Origin of the sequence: Nitrosospira sp. Nsp13, assembly GCF_900101945.1 — a bacterium.
GTDB lineage: Bacteria > Pseudomonadota > Gammaproteobacteria > Burkholderiales > Nitrosomonadaceae > Nitrosospira > Nitrosospira multiformis_D.
This window is the reverse complement of the sequence record NZ_FMVD01000007.1, coordinates 68,142-85,059: the sequence shown is the minus strand read 5'-3', so window position 1 is coordinate 85,059 and position 16,918 is coordinate 68,142. Positions and strand designations below refer to the sequence as shown.

19 protein-coding genes and 1 tRNA gene are annotated in these 16,918 nt (G+C 52.9%); 8 read left to right on the top strand and 12 right to left on the bottom strand.

All coding sequences use genetic code 11. The features are described 5' to 3' along the window. Positions 1-34: 34 nt before the first annotated feature. From BLO43_RS10050 to trxC, 4 genes are all read right to left on the bottom strand, one after another. Positions 35-2,179, bottom strand: coding sequence for a RelA/SpoT family protein (locus BLO43_RS10050; protein ID WP_090906953.1), 2,145 nt, complete (start codon positions 2,177-2,179; stop codon positions 35-37). A 151-nt stretch (positions 2,180-2,330) separates the two neighbouring features. Beyond that, the gene (gene rpoZ, locus BLO43_RS10045) at positions 2,331-2,537 is read right to left on the bottom strand and encodes a DNA-directed RNA polymerase subunit omega (protein WP_074630586.1); all 207 of its coding nucleotides are present in this window, start codon (positions 2,535-2,537) and stop codon (positions 2,331-2,333) included. A gap of 101 nt (positions 2,538-2,638) precedes the next feature. Continuing rightward, on the bottom strand, positions 2,639-3,265 hold the full coding sequence (gene gmk / locus BLO43_RS10040) for a guanylate kinase (RefSeq protein ID WP_090907017.1): 627 nt from the start codon (positions 3,263-3,265) through the stop codon (positions 2,639-2,641). Positions 3,266-3,311: 46 nt separating this feature from the next. Then, positions 3,312-3,743: a thioredoxin TrxC gene (gene trxC / locus BLO43_RS10035; RefSeq protein ID WP_090906952.1), complete on the bottom strand. Its 432-nt coding sequence runs from the start codon at positions 3,741-3,743 to the stop codon at positions 3,312-3,314. Positions 3,744-4,009: 266 nt separating this feature from the next. Here trxC and BLO43_RS16780 point away from each other — a divergent pair, with 266 nt between their 5' ends. Beyond that, positions 4,010-4,174 (top strand): hypothetical protein, encoded by a 165-nt coding sequence (locus tag BLO43_RS16780; RefSeq protein ID WP_175443926.1) that lies wholly within the window; start codon positions 4,010-4,012, stop codon positions 4,172-4,174. A 516-nt stretch (positions 4,175-4,690) separates the two neighbouring features. On the opposite strand, the gene BLO43_RS10030 is transcribed toward BLO43_RS16780, so the two are convergent. Next, a complete protein-coding gene (locus tag BLO43_RS10030) occupies positions 4,691-5,557 on the bottom strand; it encodes a YicC/YloC family endoribonuclease (RefSeq protein WP_090906951.1) in 867 nt (288 codons plus the stop codon). A 276-nt stretch (positions 5,558-5,833) separates the two neighbouring features. Between BLO43_RS10030 and rph the strand changes: the two genes are divergently transcribed. From rph to hemW, 3 genes are read left to right on the top strand one after another with little or no spacing between them, the layout of a single operon-like run. Beyond that, positions 5,834-6,550: a ribonuclease PH gene (gene rph, locus BLO43_RS10025; RefSeq protein ID WP_090906950.1), complete on the top strand. Its 717-nt coding sequence runs from the start codon at positions 5,834-5,836 to the stop codon at positions 6,548-6,550. Beyond that, positions 6,547-7,158: an RdgB/HAM1 family non-canonical purine NTP pyrophosphatase gene (rdgB, locus tag BLO43_RS10020; RefSeq protein ID WP_074630603.1), complete on the top strand. Its 612-nt coding sequence runs from the start codon at positions 6,547-6,549 to the stop codon at positions 7,156-7,158. Before rph ends, rdgB begins: the two co-directional genes overlap by 4 nt. Positions 7,159-7,202: 44 nt before the next feature. Then, on the top strand, positions 7,203-8,420 hold the full coding sequence (gene hemW / locus BLO43_RS10015) for a radical SAM family heme chaperone HemW (protein WP_090906949.1): 1,218 nt from the start codon (positions 7,203-7,205) through the stop codon (positions 8,418-8,420). A gap of 35 nt (positions 8,421-8,455) precedes the next feature. Here hemW and trmB read toward each other — a convergent pair whose 3' ends face one another. Genes trmB through thiS form a run of 3 tightly spaced genes read right to left on the bottom strand, consistent with a single transcriptional unit; the run spans position 8,456 to position 10,225 of the window. Beyond that, entirely contained in the window at positions 8,456-9,127 is a 672-nt protein-coding gene (trmB, locus tag BLO43_RS10010; protein ID WP_090906948.1) for a tRNA (guanosine(46)-N7)-methyltransferase TrmB, read from the bottom strand. 46 nt (positions 9,128-9,173) lie between these two features. Next, on the bottom strand, positions 9,174-9,974 hold the full coding sequence (locus BLO43_RS10005; protein ID WP_090906947.1) for a thiazole synthase: 801 nt from the start codon (positions 9,972-9,974) through the stop codon (positions 9,174-9,176). Between the two features lie 5 nt (positions 9,975-9,979). Further along, the gene (gene thiS, locus BLO43_RS10000; RefSeq protein ID WP_074630607.1) at positions 9,980-10,225 is read right to left on the bottom strand and encodes a sulfur carrier protein ThiS; all 246 of its coding nucleotides are present in this window, start codon (positions 10,223-10,225) and stop codon (positions 9,980-9,982) included. Positions 10,226-10,467: 242 nt separating this feature from the next. On the opposite strand from thiS, the gene BLO43_RS09995 reads away from it, so the two are divergent. The 4 genes from BLO43_RS09995 (at position 10,468) to BLO43_RS09980 (ending at position 13,841) form a co-directional block, all read left to right on the top strand. Further along, a tRNA-Gly gene (locus BLO43_RS09995) sits at positions 10,468-10,541 on the top strand. A 13-nt stretch (positions 10,542-10,554) separates the two neighbouring features. After that, complete coding sequence (locus BLO43_RS09990) at positions 10,555-12,054, top strand: AsmA family protein (RefSeq protein ID WP_090906946.1); 1,500 nt, start codon at positions 10,555-10,557, stop codon at positions 12,052-12,054. Between the two features lie 23 nt (positions 12,055-12,077). Beyond that, positions 12,078-13,172: an A/G-specific adenine glycosylase gene (gene mutY, locus BLO43_RS09985; protein WP_090906945.1), complete on the top strand. Its 1,095-nt coding sequence runs from the start codon at positions 12,078-12,080 to the stop codon at positions 13,170-13,172. Positions 13,173-13,214: 42 nt separating this feature from the next. Next, positions 13,215-13,841 (top strand): 5-formyltetrahydrofolate cyclo-ligase, encoded by a 627-nt coding sequence (locus BLO43_RS09980; protein ID WP_090906944.1) that lies wholly within the window; start codon positions 13,215-13,217, stop codon positions 13,839-13,841. Positions 13,842-13,892: 51 nt separating this feature from the next. On the opposite strand, the gene BLO43_RS09975 is transcribed toward BLO43_RS09980, so the two are convergent. The 4 genes from BLO43_RS09975 to raiA form a co-directional block, all read right to left on the bottom strand. Continuing rightward, positions 13,893-14,507, bottom strand: a complete 615-nt coding sequence (locus BLO43_RS09975) for a flavin prenyltransferase UbiX (protein WP_090906943.1) — start codon at positions 14,505-14,507, stop codon at positions 13,893-13,895. 60 nt (positions 14,508-14,567) lie between these two features. Further along, positions 14,568-15,413, bottom strand: coding sequence for an RNase adapter RapZ (gene rapZ, locus BLO43_RS09970; protein ID WP_090906942.1), 846 nt, complete (start codon positions 15,411-15,413; stop codon positions 14,568-14,570). Positions 15,414-15,477: 64 nt separating this feature from the next. Continuing rightward, complete coding sequence (gene hprK, locus BLO43_RS09965) at positions 15,478-16,446, bottom strand: HPr(Ser) kinase/phosphatase (protein WP_090906941.1); 969 nt, start codon at positions 16,444-16,446, stop codon at positions 15,478-15,480. A 136-nt stretch (positions 16,447-16,582) separates the two neighbouring features. Then, positions 16,583-16,915, bottom strand: coding sequence for a ribosome hibernation-promoting factor, HPF/YfiA family (gene raiA / locus BLO43_RS09960; RefSeq protein ID WP_090906940.1), 333 nt, complete (start codon positions 16,913-16,915; stop codon positions 16,583-16,585). Between the last annotated feature and the right edge of the window lie 3 nt (positions 16,916-16,918).

Below are 16,918 nucleotides of genomic sequence, written 5' to 3'. Positions count from 1 at the left end.
ACGCCTGTGCGATTTGAAGCAAATTACAGTAGACTCAGCCTTTCATACGAGTGATTTTCGCCACTTCCGGAATTCGCCTCAAACTGCGCATGACTTGTGCAAGATGATAGCGGTTGCGGACCTGTAGCATGAAGTTCATGGTTGTATAGGCGCCATCCCCTTCCATGACAACGTTGTCGATGTTGGAACCGGCCTCGGCGATTGCCGCCGCCACCCTTGCCAGTACACCGCGCTGATTGGCTACCACTGTTCTGATACTGACCTCGAAATGCCTGGCAATTCCTTTGCCCCATGCCACGTCCAGCCAATTGTCCGAATTACCCCGGTTTTTGGAGATTACCGGGCAATCGTGGATATGAATCACCAATCCCTGATCTTTCTTGATGAAACCGACAATGGGATCCCCCGGGATCGGGCGGCAGCATTTGGCGAATTGGACCGCCATGCCCTCGGTACCCAGTATGGTGATGACACCGTTACCCCCATTTGCTCCGGAAGCGGATTCTCCCGGCGATGCCAGACGCCTTGCGATGACTGCCGGCAGGTGCATACCCAATCCCATGTCCGCCAGTAAATCCTTTTTGGATTTGGCACTGCTCTCACGTGCCAGTTTCTCCCACTGCGTCTCGCTTATTGTCTGCGGATCAATCTTGAGCGACATTAAAGCCTGATTCAGCAAGCGCTCCCCCAGTTTCGCCGACTCTTCGTATTGCATGGTCTTGAGAAAACGGCGGATATGCGAGCGCGCCTTGCCGGTAACCACGTAATTCAGCCAGGCGGGATTGGGTTTTGCATGTGACGCAGTGACAATCTCCACGCGATCGCCACTTCTGAGATGGGTGCGCAATGGCGCATTCTCACCGTTTATTTTCGCAGCCACGCAGCAGTCGCCGATATCAGTGTGCACCGCGTAGGCGAAATCCACGGCCGTAGCGTCCTTGGGCAGGGCCAATATCTTGCCTTGGGGCGTAAATACATAGACTTCGCCGGGAAACAGGTCAACCTTGAGATGTTCCAGAAATTCCAGAGAATCGGTGGAGTCACTCAGTGTCTCCAGCAGGCTTTGCAGCCACTGATGAGTTTTCATATGCAGATCATTAAGATCGGCATCGGTGCTCTTATAGAGCCAGTGTGAAGCGACGCCGGCCTCCGCTATCCGATGCATGTCGGCGGTGCGGATCTGCACTTCAATGGGTGTGCCGTAGGGTCCCCATAGCGTGTTATGCAAGGACTGGTAGCCGTTTGCTTTGGGAATCGCGATATAGTCCTTGAATTTGCCAGGAATAGGGTTGTACAAGCTGTGCAATGCGCCCAGCGCTATGTAGCAAGAGGGCACATCCTTGACGATAACGCGGAAACCGTAAATGTCGAGCACCTCGGAAAACGTAAGGTGCTTCTCCGCCATTTTCTTATAGATACTGTAAAGCTGTTTTTCACGTCCAGTCACCTCCGCATCCAGTCCCGCGGCCTGCAGGCGCTGCTTGATGGAATCCAGAATTTTAGTCACCACTTCGCGCCGGTTTCCTCGCGCCGCCTTGGTGGCATTGGTCAGTACTCGGTAACGTGTGGGGAAAAGGTAACGGAAGCTGAGCTCCTGCAGCTCCTGGTAGATATTGTTAAGCCCCAGCCGATTGGCGATAGGCGCATAGATCTCCATGGTTTCGCGGGCGATGCGGCGCCGTTTCTCGGGTCGCATCGCTTCCAGCGTACGCATATTGTGCAACCGGTCCGCCAATTTGATGAGTATGACGCGCACATCGCGTGCCATCGCCAGGAGCATCTTGCGAAAATTCTCCGCCTGGGCGTCCGCATGGGTCTGGAATTCGATCTTGTCGAGCTTGGAAACCCCATCCACCAGCTCGGCAACCGGCTTGCCAAATCTGTCGCTGATTTCGGCCTTGGAGACGTGAGTGTCCTCCATCACGTCGTGTAACAACGCGGCGGTCAGCGTCTGGGGATCGAGGCGTAATTTTCCGAGAATGCCGGCTACCGCAAGCGGATGAGAAATGTAAGGTTCACCGGATTTCCGGAACTGCCCGGAATGGGCGCTTTGGCTGAAAAGGTAGGCGTTCTGAAGCTCAGAAATATCCTCCGGCTTGAGATAGCCGGATAATTCGCCAAACAGGAAATCCGCCTCGGGTAAAGTAGCAGAGGGGTCCGGCAAACCTCGTGCTCGCATGGTAATTTCCTTCATTCACTGTGATAGGCCCAGCGGTACGGGCATCTCAGGATGGCAGCATCCTCATGACAGTCTATAAATCCAGCTGTAGATACCTTGGGTTGGCCATTGATTTCAACCAGATTCTAGTATAGATATGCTTCCGGAAAAATCAAAGTGGGACACTGGTAAGAATTTCTATTCCGACCTTTCCCTGGGCCAGTTCACGCAACGCTATCACAGTAGGCTTATCCCGTGCGGGTTCCACCATAGGGCTCCCACCGATGGAAAGCTGCCTTGCTCGAATGGTCGCGACCAAGGTCATATCGAAACGGTTGGGAATTCTTTTTAAACAATCATCAACGGTAATGCGTGCCATAGTATATTGCTCCAGAAATCAGGAATAACGGTATAAAATGAATTGACTTTGACTCTTCATCCCGAAGTACGGGGGGTACAGAAAGATCAAGAAACTCTTCTTTATGGAACAGGCATTCTTCCGAATTGCGTTATCAGGTTACGATGGCGATCAAGTTGCCTCGATATTCTCAAGCGCTCAGCGTGTACGATACAGATCAAATCCTGCAATGCCGTGCCCAGTTTCTCGTTGATGATAACATAATCATATTCACTCACATGAGCCATCTCCTGATGGGCAGCAGCAAGGCGCCGCGTGATCGCTTCCAGGCTATCCTGGCCCCGCTGCCTTAAGCGTGTCTCCAGTGCCCCCGGTGAGGGCGGCAGAACAAAAATTCCCACCGCATCGGGAAAAACGCATCGCACCTGTTGCGTACCCTGGCTGTCGATCTCCAGCAGAATATCGTGTCCCGACAAGATGGTTTCATTTATCCACTTCTGCGAGGTTCCATAGAAATTCCCGTAAACTTCAGCACTTTCCAGGAACTCACCCTGCTTTAGCCGCTGCTCGAAAACTTCCTGGCTTACAAAATGGTAATCACGCCCATCGACTTCTTCGGGGCGCGCTGGCCGCGTGGTGTATGAAACCGACAAGCGCAGGTCGATGCCGGTTTCAAGCAACGCCTTAACCAGACTGGTTTTTCCGGCGCCCGAGGGAGCGCTGATAATGAATAAATTACCTGGCGTCATTTGCAGTAGTTTTTCCAAAGTGTAGCAAGTTGCCGTCTGGTTCACGCTAGCGGGAATGAACCCAGCGCACAATATCCTGAGCCGTCATGCTACCAGACTGCCGCGCAACCTCGCGCCCGTTCCTGAATAAAGCAAGCGTCGGAATGCTGCGGATATGGTATTGCGCACCTAACGCCGGCTCAGCCTCGGTGTTGACCTTCGTCAGGCGGACATGCGGCTCCAGTATACCCGCTGCCTGCACGAAAGCTGGTGCCATCATTTGGCAAGGCCCACACCAGGGCGCCCAGAAATCCACCAATACTGGAATGTCGTTACGATCGAGCTGTCTGCCAAATGTAGCGGCGGTTAACTCTACCGGATGACCGGTGAACAATGGCTGGTGGCATTGTCCGCAATTGGGTTGCTGGTCCAACCGTGCGACGGGTACGCGGTTAATCGCCTGGCAGTGTGGACAGACAAGATGCAAGGAGTCGCTCATGAGAAATTCCCGGTCTGATGGGATTGAAAGATTCTACCTCATCTTTGAAATCCGCGAATGCCACGCTTAGAAGCAAGGTGGGCGGCGAGACCACTTCCATCCCACAAACCGTTATCAGCAGCAGAGTAACCAGGCGATTCTCAACGATTTATGCATAATATGGAATAAAAAACTGCTGAATGTGCGATAACAAACAGTGACAAGCTCGACAGTAGGTTATCTTCTTCCATGGGTATCAGACTAACTACTAAAAAAAGGAAAACCTAATGAAAAACTTAAAACTGTTTGCTGTAGTGCTAATCTTCACCGGACTGAGTGGATGTATAGCGATTGGCTCCAAGGGCTCTCCCGGACCACAAGGACCCCAAGGACCCCAGGGTCAATCCGGCACCACTGAGAAGGTTATCGTGGTTCCAGAGAAACAATACTGATCGAACTGCAACGGCATGCAATGTAAAAGCCGCGTAGTCAGCGGCTTTTACAATTCCGCGCCTCGGGAAGATGGCACGATATTGCACATAATAGTTAATGGAAAGAATTCTGGATAAAATCTACGCACGCCAGCAAAAAATTGGAGTCTAACCCTGAGCTAGCCTTGATCCACGCGCTCCGTCGTCTCGATTATTTATAGATGGCAACAAAATACCCGTTAATGCAAATGGTAGAATTTCCGTAACGGAGGATTAAGAAGATGGAGGAAGAAAATAAGCCAGAAAACGGCCTTTGGCCAACAACAAGGGCGACTGTCCGATTCCTGCTTTGGACCATTGTATTTTCTCTTGTGGGAATGGCAGTAATTTCGACCACGGGGTTTCGCTTGCTATAAGGCACGGACTGGGGCCAATTTCTTAATGGCGGATCGGCTGTGCTGAACCCAAGTATTAACCGAACCAGAAGTGTCTGGTCTGCCTGCTGAATATTGAGACTATCTTATTCTTTATGAAAGGTCATTCGATATTCTGCACCTGCTCCCGCATCTGCTCGATCAGTACTTTGAGTTCCAGGGAAATCTTCGATACTTCCACATCCACGGATTTTGAACCTATCGTGTTGGCTTCGCGATTGAGTTCCTGCATCAAAAAATCCAGACGCTTGCCGATTGCCCCCCCGCTCGACAGGACTCGTTCCACTTCATCCAGGTGAGTCTGCAAGCGGGATAGCTCTTCGTCCACATCGATCTTGCTGGTAAATAGCAATAATTCCTGACGGATGCGATCATCATCCTGATTTATCATGGCCTCGCTTAATCGGGACTTGATCTTTTCCTGGAAAGCCATAAGTAATGCGGGGATACGCGGCGATACTTCGGCCACCAGATGGCGCATCTTGCCAAGACGCTCAAGCAGCATCACTTTAAGTTTCTCACCTTCGCGGGCACGTGCTGCGGCAAACTCATCCAGAGCAGTGCATAGCAATTCCATGCAAGACTCGCCCAAACTTTCCGCAGGTAGGGAATCTGCACCCAATATCCCAGGCCAGCGAAGTATGTCGGCCACTTCGAGACCCCGCGCATCCGGCAGGGCTACCCTGACGGCACGGTCTAATTCCAGCAATTTTTGTAATAAATTGGCATTGATATGCTGCGGATCTTCCGCACTCACGAGCCGGGAAAAACTCAAGCGGCATTCGACTTTTCCCCGGCTCAACCTGGCTGTCAGAAACTCACGCATTTTTGCCTCAAGCAAACGGAGTTCGTCAGGCAGGCGGAACTGAATGTCAAGGTAACGATTATTGACGGAGCGCAGCTCCAGGTTCAGGGAACCACGGGGCACTTCCTTCGCAACCGCCGCATAGCCGGTCATGCTGTAGATCATGCTAACTTAACCACCGGCGGGTCCTTAATACGTTAAAATAATAAAAGTGGCGCATATCACACGCCATCATCGCGGATTATGCCACAACGCGCTTGTGCCTAGCGGCCTGTCGGACTAATCCGAATGTTTCATACATTAACACGCATCAATTTATGAAACATCCGGGTTAAAGAACCCAAGCAAAAAAGCGCCTGGGTAAGAATAGGATGATTGTACCGGTGCGCCACCGGTGCACGCTCTGCCGACAACACTACCCTTTAAGGATTTACCATAATCATGCGCCCCAGCCATCGCACCCCAGCTCAACTCCGTCCTATTGAAATCACTCGGCATTACACCCGGCATGCCGAAGGTGCGGTGCTGATCGCGTGCGGCGACACCAAGGTATTGTGCACCGCCAGCCTGGACGAGAAAGTACCTCCCTTTCTTAGAGGTAAGGGTCAGGGTTGGCTCACAGCGGAATATGGCATGTTGCCGCGCTCCACGCATGAGCGAATGCAACGCGAGGCGGCCAAAGGCAAGCAATCCGGCCGTACCATGGAAATCCAGCGCCTGATCGGGCGCGCACTGCGTTCGGTCGTGGACCTGACCAAGCTCGGCGAGCGCACTATCCAGATTGACTGCGACGTAATCCAGGCCGATGGCGGCACCCGTACCGCCAGCATTACCGGAGCGTTTGTGGCGCTGCATGACGCGGTGGGAAAACTGCTGCAGCGGCAATTGATACAGACCACACCGATATTGACGCATGTCGCCGCCATCTCGGTCGGCATCTATGAGGGCGTGCCAGTGCTTGATCTGGATTATGTGGAAGATTCCTGTTGCGATACCGACATGAATGTCGTGATGACTGGCGATTTTGGCTTGGTGGAAGTGCAGGGTACCGCTGAAGGGGTCTCGTTCAGCCGGCAAGACCTGAACGCCATGCTGGACCTGGCGCAACATGGGATACAGGATCTAATCGAGATTCAAAAAGCGGCACTGGCGAAATGAACCAAGCCGCGAAAATACAAAAACTCGTGATCGCCAGCGGCAACGCCGGCAAACTGCGGGAAATCCGCCACTTACTCGAGCCCCTGGGAATTGAGGTGTTGCCGCAGTCCATTTTCAACATCACGGAAGTCGAGGAGCCTTATTGCACATTCGTCGAGAATGCGCTCGCCAAGGCGCGCCATGCCAGTAAATCGTCCGGACTGGCGGCGCTGGCGGATGATTCCGGCATTTGCGTGAATGCCTTGAACGGCGGGCCGGGCGTTTATTCAGCGCGCTATGCGGGGGAGCCTAAATCGGACGAGCGGAATAATCATAAGCTGGTAGATGTGCTAAGAAATCAGCCCGATCGCAGGGCTCACTATTACTGTGTCATAGTACTGGTACGCCACGCCGATGATCCGCAACCCATCATTGCCGACGGCGCCTGGCATGGCGAAATCATACTGGAACCTCGCGGTGAGGAAGGGTTCGGTTACGATCCCTATTTCTTTCTCCCGGATTTGGGTAAAACCGGAGCGGAACTTCCAATGGAGCAGAAAAATCGACTCAGCCATCGCGGCAAAGCGCTGGCGCGGCTCGCTGAATGCATCAAAGAAGAGACATCTTGAATCGTAGCTGATCACCACGCCTTCAATTTGTTGTCTTAATCGATATGACGGCAATCATTCCTTCTGCATCCATGCCGGGTGTCCAATCTCCAAGACTGGGATCGCTGCCCCCACTGAGTCTCTATATCCATATTCCGTGGTGCATGAAGAAATGCCCCTATTGCGATTTCAATTCCCATGAAGTTCGTGGTGGAAACGTTAATATGCCGGAGGCGGAGTATGTGACGGCGCTGATCCGCGATCTGGAAACGGCGCTGCCGCAGGTCTGGGGGCGTAGCGTAACGAGTGTATTTTTTGGTGGCGGCACGCCCAGCCTGTTTAGCGCCCGCTCCATTGATGCGATCCTCACCGCGGTAAGGGCCTTGCTGCCGCTGGAACATTTCGCCGAAGTGACACTGGAAGCCAATCCCGGAACGTTCGAGGTAAAAAAATTCGCTGATTTCCGTGCTGCGGGAATCAATCGCTTGTCCATCGGCATTCAAAGCTTCAACCCCAGGCATCTCCAATCGCTGGGGCGAATACACGACGGCAGCGAGGCGCATCGCGCGATTGAAATTGCCCGAGAGAATTTTGACAATGTGAACCTTGATCTGATGTACGCACTCCCGCATCAGACAATGGAAGAGGCCCAGAGCGATATTGAAACCGCGGCTGCGTGCGGCGTTACGCATATATCTGCTTATCATCTTACCCTGGAGCCGAATACGTTGTTTCATCGCTATCCACCGCCGCTACCGGATAACGATTTGTCGGCGGAAATGCAGATAATGATCGAGCAAACGCTTGCTCAGGGCGGCTACCTGAATTACGAAACCTCGGCATTCGCCCAGCCTGGGCGGGAATCGCGCCACAATATGAATTATTGGCTGTTCGGCGATTATCTCGGGATTGGTGCGGGTGCGCACAGCAAAATAAGCTTTGCCGATAGAATAGTGCGCCAGATGCGCTATAAGCAACCCAGGGATTATCTTGCCAAAACTTCGCCGGACATGACGGCTTTTGACTCGCCCATCATGGAACAGCATGAAGTAGAGCGAAACGACAGGGGATTCGAATTCATGATGAACGCACTGCGCCTCACTGGGGGTTTCGCGCCGGAAATGTTCATGGAGCGCACGGGTCTGTCCATTGACAGTATCCAGCAACAACTTGATGAGGCGGAGCGGCGGCACCTGATAACGCGCGATTACCAGCGAATCGCGCCCACTCTCACCGGCAGGCGATTTTTGAATGATTTGCTGCAAATCTTCCTGCCGGAATAAAGGAACGTATAGCGCTTCTCGTTTTTTTCGCTTGCCTATTTTCTTCTAAATACCAGGTCCCACACGCCGTGTCCCAGCTGCAATCCGCGCTGTTCAAACTTGGTTAACGGCCGGTATTCCGGACCCGGGGCATGGTCAATCGCGGTATTGGCGAGCTGCGATTCGTTGCTCAACACCTCCAATATTTGACCGGCATAATCTTCCCAGTCGGTCGCTGCATGGATATAAGCACCTTGTTTCAGATGCCGGCAAAGAAGCGTGATGAATTCCGGCTGTATCAGTCGCCGCTTGTGGTGGCGCGCTTTGGGCCAGGGATCAGGAAAAAAAATATGCACGCCGTCGAGACAATCGGAAGGCAACATCCGCTGCAGTACCTCCACTGCGTCATGCTGGATAACGCGTACATTCACTAATCCGGACTCATCAATCTGCTTCAGCAGACTGCCTACGCCGGGCGTATGAACATCGATTGCGAGATAGTCATATTGAGGATGGGCTTTGGCAATAGTGACGGTAGTCTCCCCCATACCGAAACCGATCTCCAGAAATTTCGGCGCGCTCCGGCCAAAAATCTGACCAAGATCGAGCAGACCGTCCGCAAACGGGATGCCATATTTCGGCATCAGGGTTTCATGCGCGCGGCGCTGGGCGTTTGAAACACGCCCTTGGCGAAGGACAAAGCTACGGATGGGACGATGCTCTGTCATTTAGAGGGAAGAATAGACCCGGGAGACTGGAGAGTCGGAATTTGGGTTAGGAGGCCTTGTCTTTGCTGCTGGCGATAGTGCCGCTGACGGGAGAACTGGGGCTTGCGCTATAAAGTTTTTTTGCCATGCGTCCAGCCAGATAAGCTTCTCGCCCGGCTTCCACCGCCTTTTTCATGGCGGACGCCATCAGTACCGGATTTTGCGCCGCGGCAATGGCGGTGTTCATCAGCACGCCATCACACCCCAGTTCCATGGCGATAGCTGCATCCGAAGCCGTGCCGACACCCGCATCGACGATTACCGGCACAGTGGCATTGTCGATGATAATCTGCAAATTCCACGGATTAAGAATCCCCATGCCGGAACCGATCAGCGAAGCCAGCGGCATCACCGCCACACAGCCGATCTCCTCCAGTTGCTTGGCGGCAATAGGATCGTCGGAAGTATAAACCATGACCTGAAAACCTTCTTTTATCAGGATTTCCGCCGCCTTGAGGGTCTCGACCATGTTGGGGTAGAGCGTCTTCGGATCCCCCAGAACCTCCAGCTTCACCAGGCTGTGGCCATCCAGCAATTCACGCGCAAGGCGCAGGGTGCGCACCGCGTCATCCACGGTGTAGCACCCGGCTGTGTTAGGTAAGAACATATATTGCGATGGCGGCAGCACATCCAGCAGGTTCGGCTCACCAGGATTCTGGCCGAGGTTAGTCCGGCGGATCGCCACCGTGATGATTTCCGCGCCGCTGGCATCAACCGCCGCACGCGTCTCGGCGAAATCCCGGTATTTGCCGGTACCTACCAGAAGCCGCGAGGAATATGTCTTGCCTGCAATGATGAAGTTATCCATAAGGCTTATCCCCCACCCACCGCGATCACGATTTCGAGCCTGTCCCCATCGGTCAGAATCTGCTCGTCGAACTTGCTGCGCGGGACAATCTCTCCATTGCGCTCGATGGCGATACGCTTACCCTGCAATGCCATGTGCGCCAGCAATTGCGTGATGTTCAGTGTCTCGTCATCCTGATCGCTTTTTAGCGATCGCGTTTGGCGAACCACGGGAAAGTGCTGGGGCTGCCCGTTAATGATGAGTTGTATCATTCTAGAACCACCTGGAAGCGGATACACGTTGGATAAAATAACTGCCGGATTTGGGTTGCAATACAGATTATACGGTGGGGCAGTCTCATAGTCGACAAATGACGCCCGTATCTTCCCCTACAAACTCGCTCTGCCAGGACGTCGGGAAGCCGTGAGACGGGCGACAGCGCAAGCCACCTCTTATCGCTCTCTTATTGCCGACAGCGCCCATAAAGCTGTTTCCATCGTATAATTCAATCAATGCGGGTGTAGCTCAATGGCAGAGCAGAAGCTTCCCAAGCTTACGACGAGGGTTCGATTCCCTTCACCCGCTCCACCTTCTCCCGCCTATGAATCGGTATCTCAGATACGCACTTATCGTATTTGCCGTCGTAACAACTTTGCTGGCCGGCCTTGTGATCTATATTGCCGCCATCTTTGACCCCAATGCCTATAAGCCCCAGATCATCCAATTGGTAAAGGAGAAAAAACAGCGTGCTCTCAGGCTCGATGGTGATATCAAGCTCACGTTCTTCCCCAGTATCGGCGCCACGGTCGGTAATGTCACTTTAAGCGAATATAACAGTGACAAGGAATTCGCCGCTGTAGAGAACATCTTTGTGTCCCTCGCCTTGATGCCATTGCTCAAAAAGCAACTGGCGATCAATGAAGTCGCTATCAGTGGACTCAAGGCCAATCTGATTCGTTTCAAGGATGGCAGCACAAACATCGACGATCTTATTGCCAAGAGCGAAGAACCCGAACAATTCAAAATCGGCATTGATCATGTACGGGTAGAGAAAACCCTGCTCGCGCTGCATGATGAAGCCAGCGGGGAACAGTACGTATTCAGGGACTTGAGTCTCAGGGTCGACGAAAGCGGTTCTCGCGCCCATTTGGAGGGTGACCCGATGCGACACAAGATGGTACTGGCGTTCAAGACCAACCCATCCAGTCAGCCAATGACTGATCTGGCCGCCAGGCTGGAGTTCGAATTAACGTCTGATTTCGATAAGCAGTATTACGCCCTGGATGGCCTGAATCTGGAGATCAACGGTGCCGTTAAGAGAATCAATGATCTTGTGGTACGTTCCAGGGGTGATTTGTCTATCAGGCCGGCTGCCGGCGAATTCGTCGCAAGCAAGATTACGCTGAGCATCACTGGAACAAGCGGCACGAATAATCTCGACATCAAATTGGACGCGCCGCGCTTGAGCCTCACCAGAGAAACAGTGTCTGGCGACAAAATAACCGTGGCGGCAAAAATGGCCCGTCCTAAGGGTAACACCAGCGGCACGCTCTTCCTTTCAGGGGTAGCGGGCACCGTAACCGATTTCGAGAGTAATGCGCTGACCATTGAACTGGAGTCGAAGGAAGGGGAACTGGCCGTCAGGGCCTCGCTGGCTTCTCCACTTACCGGCAGCCTGGATACTCGCCAATTGAAACTGCCGGACTTAACCGCTGCTATCAGCGCCAATGGCCCGGAGATTCCCGGCAACGGCATTAGCGGCAATCTGCTGGGCAGGGCCGCCTTGGATGGCTTGTCGCAAAACTTACAAGCTAATCTCACTGGTAAGCTTGTGGATAGCAATATCCGGGCTCAGCTGGGAGCGACGGGCTTTGTCCAGCCAGCCTTCAATTTTGAAGTGGACATCGATCAATTGGATGTGGATCGCTTCCTGCCAAAACAGAAAAAGCCTACGGAAAAAACCATAAATGGAGCAACCCTGGAGGAATTGCCGGGTTTATCTGTGCTGAAAGATCTAAATGTTCGAGGCTCAATCCGTATTGGTCTACTGAAAGGCGCCAACGTCAAGTCATCCAACGTGAAGTTCGACATTAATCCTTAGGAAGGCGGCACCGGACCCATCACATGTCTACTTTCTCCGCCAAACTGATCCATTGGCAAAAACTCCATGGACGTAGCAACCTTCCCTGGCAGAACACGCGCGACCCGTATGCTATCTGGGTTTCCGAGATCATGTTGCAGCAAACGCAGGTAACCACCGTCATTCCCTATTACCTGCGGTTTCTGCAGCGCTTTCCCGATATCGAAAGTGTCGCCTCAAGTTCTGTGGATGAAGTATTAGCGCTATGGAGCGGCCTAGGTTACTACTCACGTGGAAGGAATCTGCATCAGGCGGCACGTTTGATCGCCAGAGATCAGGGTGGCATATTTCCGCGAAACTTCGAAGTCATTCAACAGCTCCCCGGCATTGGGCGCTCCACCGCTGCCGCCATTGCGGTGTTCGCCTATGGAGAGCAACGCGCCATACTCGATGGCAACGTCAAGCGCGTTTTTGCCCGCTGCTTCGGCGTGGATGGCTACCCCGGAGAAAGAAAGAATGAGTTGTTGCTGTGGCGGAAAGCTGAAGAACTACTGCCGGAGAGTTACGAAGGTAACCAGATAGAGATTTATACTCAGGCACTGATGGATCTGGGCGCAACCGTTTGCACCCGCGGCCAACCCAAGTGCATGACATGCCCGTTGCAGCAGGATTGCATCGCGCTGCGGAATGACTGCGTGGCTCGGCTTCCTGTTTCCCGGCTCCGCAGGCCGCTACCGGAAAAAGAAACGGTTCTGTTGATGCTAATGAAGCAAGGCAAAGTGCTGCTGGGAAAACGTCCTGCCACAGGGATTTGGGGCGGACTATGGTGCTTGCCCGAAATGCCGGTGGGCGAAGACGCCATCGCATATTGTATGCAGCACTTTGGAATGAAGGTAAAGCCGCTGGCTCACATGCCGCCATTGGATCATACCTTCACCCATTTCAAACTGCGGATTCATCCGCGGCCGCTGCAAGTCGTTTCCTATCCCGCCGTTATGCAGGCGCAGGAGCAAGACGAGACAATGTGGATAATGCTTGACGACGCCTTGGAAGCGGCCATTCCCGCCCCGGTCAGAAAACTGATTCTGCAACATGGGTACCCGCAATCAGGTCAATTGCCGTTCGAAAAACAACGATGATTTTACGCAATCAATATTTTCTACAAGTAGTTCACCAAAATAATGCATAACTGGCGGGAATGGAGAAAACATCGGCGCACTGAATTGATGACGCGAAGGGAATTAGTAAGCGAGTCGGAGCAGCGCTGTTGGAATACGGCTATCACATACTCGCTAGAACGAGGCTTTCCCTCGTTGCAAAACAGCGTAGTCGGGTTTTGCTGGCCCCATCGTGGCGAATATGACCCGCGTCCCGCGATGAACTATCTCAGAGAACATGGCGCAACGCTTGCATTGCCCGAGATCGTAAATAAACATGAGGCGCTGCGTTTTCGCAAATGGTGGCCGGAAGCACCCATGAAAATCGGTACTTACGATATCCCGGTGCCTGATAATACCGATCCGGTAACGGTTGGCGCGGTGATAACACCCATGATCGGCTTCGATCAATTGGGTTTCCGGCTTGGGTATGGCGGCGGCTATTTTGATCGCACCCTGGTTGCAATCGTACCGCGTCCGCTGGCTATCGGTGTGGCGTTTGAAATACTGCGTCTGAGCAGCGTCCACCCCCAGCCGCACGATATTCCGATGGATTTTATTGTGACCGAGGCCGGGATTTATCGGGTAACGTCCATCGGCCTGGATTTGATTTCCGTCGAGGAGTGTGCGGCGGAAAATGCGTTGAAATAAATATACGTTCCTGAAATTGATAGGCTCTATTCCATATCGCACGGCATAAGGCTAATTTTCTGTGCCCCAGCGCGGCATAAGCGTATGCGCCACCCCGAGGTGATCAAGTATGCGCGCCACAATAAAGTCGACCACATCCTGCACCTGCGCGGGATGGTGATAGAAACCCGGGTTGGCAGGCAGGATCACCGCGCCACTGCGCGCAAGTTTCAACATATTTTCAAGGTGAATGACAGAAAATGGCGTTTCGCGCGGAACCAGAATGAGCTTCCGGCTTTCCTTCAGCATGACATCCGCTGCACGCTCGATCAGCTTCTGACTGAGCCCCGCCGCAATAGCGGCAAGCGTTCCCATGGTGCACGGGCAGACCACCATCGCGTCCGCCGGATTGGAACCGGAAGCCACCGGCGCAAACCATTCCTCTCGTCCGAATACTCGCAACTGTCCTTCAGCGGCATTAAATCGATGCCCGAATAATTCTTCCGCTTCTTTGGCGCGAGACGGCAGCACCAGTTGCATTTCCTGGTGCGCAACAATCTGTGCCGCTTGAGAATACAGCAGATAGACACGATTGCCACCCGCCAGCAACGATTCCAGCAGGCGTATACCGTACGGCATTCCGGATGCGCCGGTAAAAGCAAGGGTAATGGTTTTTATTGTACTCATGGGCGTCGACCGTTTATTTTCTGATAATACTGGCGATTTATCTTTTACAAGTCAGTTGAATCACAGGGATGAATCCAGCTCCCTATGCCGCACCAGAACCTGGTTGTTTCCCGCGAAATAACGTGCCAGCCGTTCCACGAAATACACCGATCGATGACGCCCGCCGGTGCAGCCGATAGCCACGGTCAGGTAACTGCGATTGTCGCGAATGAAGCAAGGGAGCCAGTCATCGACAAATCGCCTGATATCATCGAACATTCGATTGACATCGATATTCGCATCAAGATATTCGATTACCGGCCCATCTCTCCCGGTAAGCGGCCTCAGGAGCACCTCATAGTGTGGATTGGGAAGGCAGCGAACATCGAATACCATGTCGGAATCCAGTGGAATGCCATGCTTAAAGCCGAACGATTGAAACAGGAGCGTCAGGCTTGCGGGATTGAGACCGATGAAATCTCTGACCCACGCACGCAATGAACTGGCACTCAGGTCGCTAGTATCAATGCGACTTGCAAGATCGCGCACCTCGCGCAGCATTTCGCGCTCCAGCTGTATGCATTCGGGCAACGTCGAGTGGTCGTCACTGAGTGGATGGCGGCGGCGTGTTTCCGAAAAACGCTTTACCAGTGTATACGTTTTAGCCTCCAGGAACAGCAGGTGCACATCTATCTCCTGCCGCCTCAAGTCAGCCAACTGCTGCGGCAGCAGGTGCAAAGTCTCACGGCTTCGGGCGTCGATACTGACAGCCGCTCGCGGATGCGCCGATCCTTTTAAATAAAGCGTAACCTCTCGCAACAGGCTTGCCGGAAGGTTATCCACGCAATAATAGCCGCTGTCCTCCAGCGCGGTAAGTGCGATGCTCTTGCCGGAACCGGCGAGGCCGCTAATGACGATCAGTTGCATTTCTTATCAAGATGTAAGAATGAAGAATGCCCCTAAAAGACACCGATAGATACCGATTTTGAATTCACGGCTCATTTTCCAGGTTTTTATCATTTTCCTGATTCTCCATTTCCTGCTGATGCCGCGCAAGAAACTCCTGGGCGCTGTCGATCCCTCGCAGCTGCAAGACATAATTACGCACCGCCGCTTCCACCAGTACGGCCAGATTGCGCCCCGCGGCAACCGGGATGATAACTTTTCGGATATTGACGTCCAGAATGTTTTCGGTGACGTCATTGATCGGCAGCCGTTCCAGGGAATTAAAATCCACACTGTTGGGTTTTTGCAGATGCACGATAAGCTTCATGTTTTTTTTCCGGCGTACCGCGGTCTCGCCAAAAATAGTACGAATATTCAGCATTCCCAACCCGCGGACTTCAAGAAAATCGCGCAACATCGGCGGACAGCGTCCCTCCAGGGTTTCCGGAGCGATGCGATAAAGCTCCACCACATCATCCGCGACCAGCCCGTGACCACGGCTCACCAGTTCCAGCGCGAGTTCACTTTTGCCGACACCGCTTTCGCCGGTAATCATTACACCCATTCCCAGAACGTCCAGCAGAACGCCGTGCCGGCTACTGGAAGGAGCCAGGGCGCGCCCCAGATAGGGGCGCAATATCCAGATCACCTCCAGGCTGGAATGCGGCGAACAGAACAGCGGAGTATGAGTGGAGTCTGCAAAAATCTTTATTGAGGCTGGCACGGGAGCGCCACCGGCGACGATAACGCACCATAGGTTGCTTTGCGCAAGCCGCTCCATATTCTGCCGCAAGGAAACAGGATCGAGCTGATTGAGATAATCAGCTTCTGGATCGTTCAGCACCTGTATCCAGTTAGGGTGGATGAAATTGAGATGACCGATTATCCCCTGTGTAGAGCGGGCGATGGCGTCATCGTCGAGTTGCCTGTCACCACCGTCCCTGCCTCCCTCCCAGGTCAGAGTCAGCTTTTGCCGCTTTTCTTCAAATAGTTGCGTGATACTGATTCGGGACATTCGATAGGGCAATAGTTGTGCAATACGATTGATGAGAATGTAGCTGTGCGTTTAAGCTACCGAATCATGACGATGGACGTTTTCCCAATGTTACAAGAGAAGACGCCAGGCTTCTACGATCCTGAATCCGTTCCGGCTACTCCGGCTGTTCCGTTTCCTGATTTTTCAACGCACCATTATTGCGGCGGCTTGTATTCTTTTCCTTGTGCCTGAGAATCTGTCGATCAAGTTTATCCACCAGACTGTCTATTGAAGCATACATATCGGCACTGTCAGTCTCCACAAAAATATCTTTCCCTTTCACGTGTACATTGGCCTCTGCCTTCTGCTGAAGTTTTTCCACTGACAGTATCACACTGACATCAATAACATGGTCGAAATGACGCGTGACCTTGCTCATCTTTGAAGCGACATAATCACGCAAGGAGGGGGTAATTTCTACGTGGTGACCAGTAAGATTTAGATTCATCAT

Coding starts and splice junctions, on each gene's coding strand:
- BLO43_RS10050 (WP_090906953.1), bottom strand. CDS start 2,179: ATGCGAGCACGAGGTTTGCCGGACCCCTCTGCTACTTTACCCGAGGCG.
- rpoZ (WP_074630586.1), bottom strand. CDS start 2,537: ATGGCACGCATTACCGTTGATGATTGTTTAAAAAGAATTCCCAACCGT.
- gmk (WP_090907017.1), bottom strand. CDS start 3,265: ATGACGCCAGGTAATTTATTCATTATCAGCGCTCCCTCGGGCGCCGGA.
- trxC (WP_090906952.1), bottom strand. CDS start 3,743: ATGAGCGACTCCTTGCATCTTGTCTGTCCACACTGCCAGGCGATTAAC.
- BLO43_RS16780 (WP_175443926.1), top strand. CDS start 4,010: ATGAAAAACTTAAAACTGTTTGCTGTAGTGCTAATCTTCACCGGACTG.
- BLO43_RS10030 (WP_090906951.1), bottom strand. CDS start 5,557: ATGATCTACAGCATGACCGGCTATGCGGCGGTTGCGAAGGAAGTGCCC.
- rph (WP_090906950.1), top strand. CDS start 5,834: ATGCGCCCCAGCCATCGCACCCCAGCTCAACTCCGTCCTATTGAAATC.
- rdgB (WP_074630603.1), top strand. CDS start 6,547: ATGAACCAAGCCGCGAAAATACAAAAACTCGTGATCGCCAGCGGCAAC.
- hemW (WP_090906949.1), top strand. CDS start 7,203: ATGACGGCAATCATTCCTTCTGCATCCATGCCGGGTGTCCAATCTCCA.
- trmB (WP_090906948.1), bottom strand. CDS start 9,127: ATGACAGAGCATCGTCCCATCCGTAGCTTTGTCCTTCGCCAAGGGCGT.
- BLO43_RS10005 (WP_090906947.1), bottom strand. CDS start 9,974: ATGGATAACTTCATCATTGCAGGCAAGACATATTCCTCGCGGCTTCTG.
- thiS (WP_074630607.1), bottom strand. CDS start 10,225: ATGATACAACTCATCATTAACGGGCAGCCCCAGCACTTTCCCGTGGTT.
- BLO43_RS09990 (WP_090906946.1), top strand. CDS start 10,555: ATGAATCGGTATCTCAGATACGCACTTATCGTATTTGCCGTCGTAACA.
- mutY (WP_090906945.1), top strand. CDS start 12,078: ATGTCTACTTTCTCCGCCAAACTGATCCATTGGCAAAAACTCCATGGA.
- BLO43_RS09980 (WP_090906944.1), top strand. CDS start 13,215: ATGCATAACTGGCGGGAATGGAGAAAACATCGGCGCACTGAATTGATG.
- BLO43_RS09975 (WP_090906943.1), bottom strand. CDS start 14,507: ATGAGTACAATAAAAACCATTACCCTTGCTTTTACCGGCGCATCCGGA.
- rapZ (WP_090906942.1), bottom strand. CDS start 15,413: ATGCAACTGATCGTCATTAGCGGCCTCGCCGGTTCCGGCAAGAGCATC.
- hprK (WP_090906941.1), bottom strand. CDS start 16,446: ATGTCCCGAATCAGTATCACGCAACTATTTGAAGAAAAGCGGCAAAAG.
- raiA (WP_090906940.1), bottom strand. CDS start 16,915: ATGAATCTAAATCTTACTGGTCACCACGTAGAAATTACCCCCTCCTTG.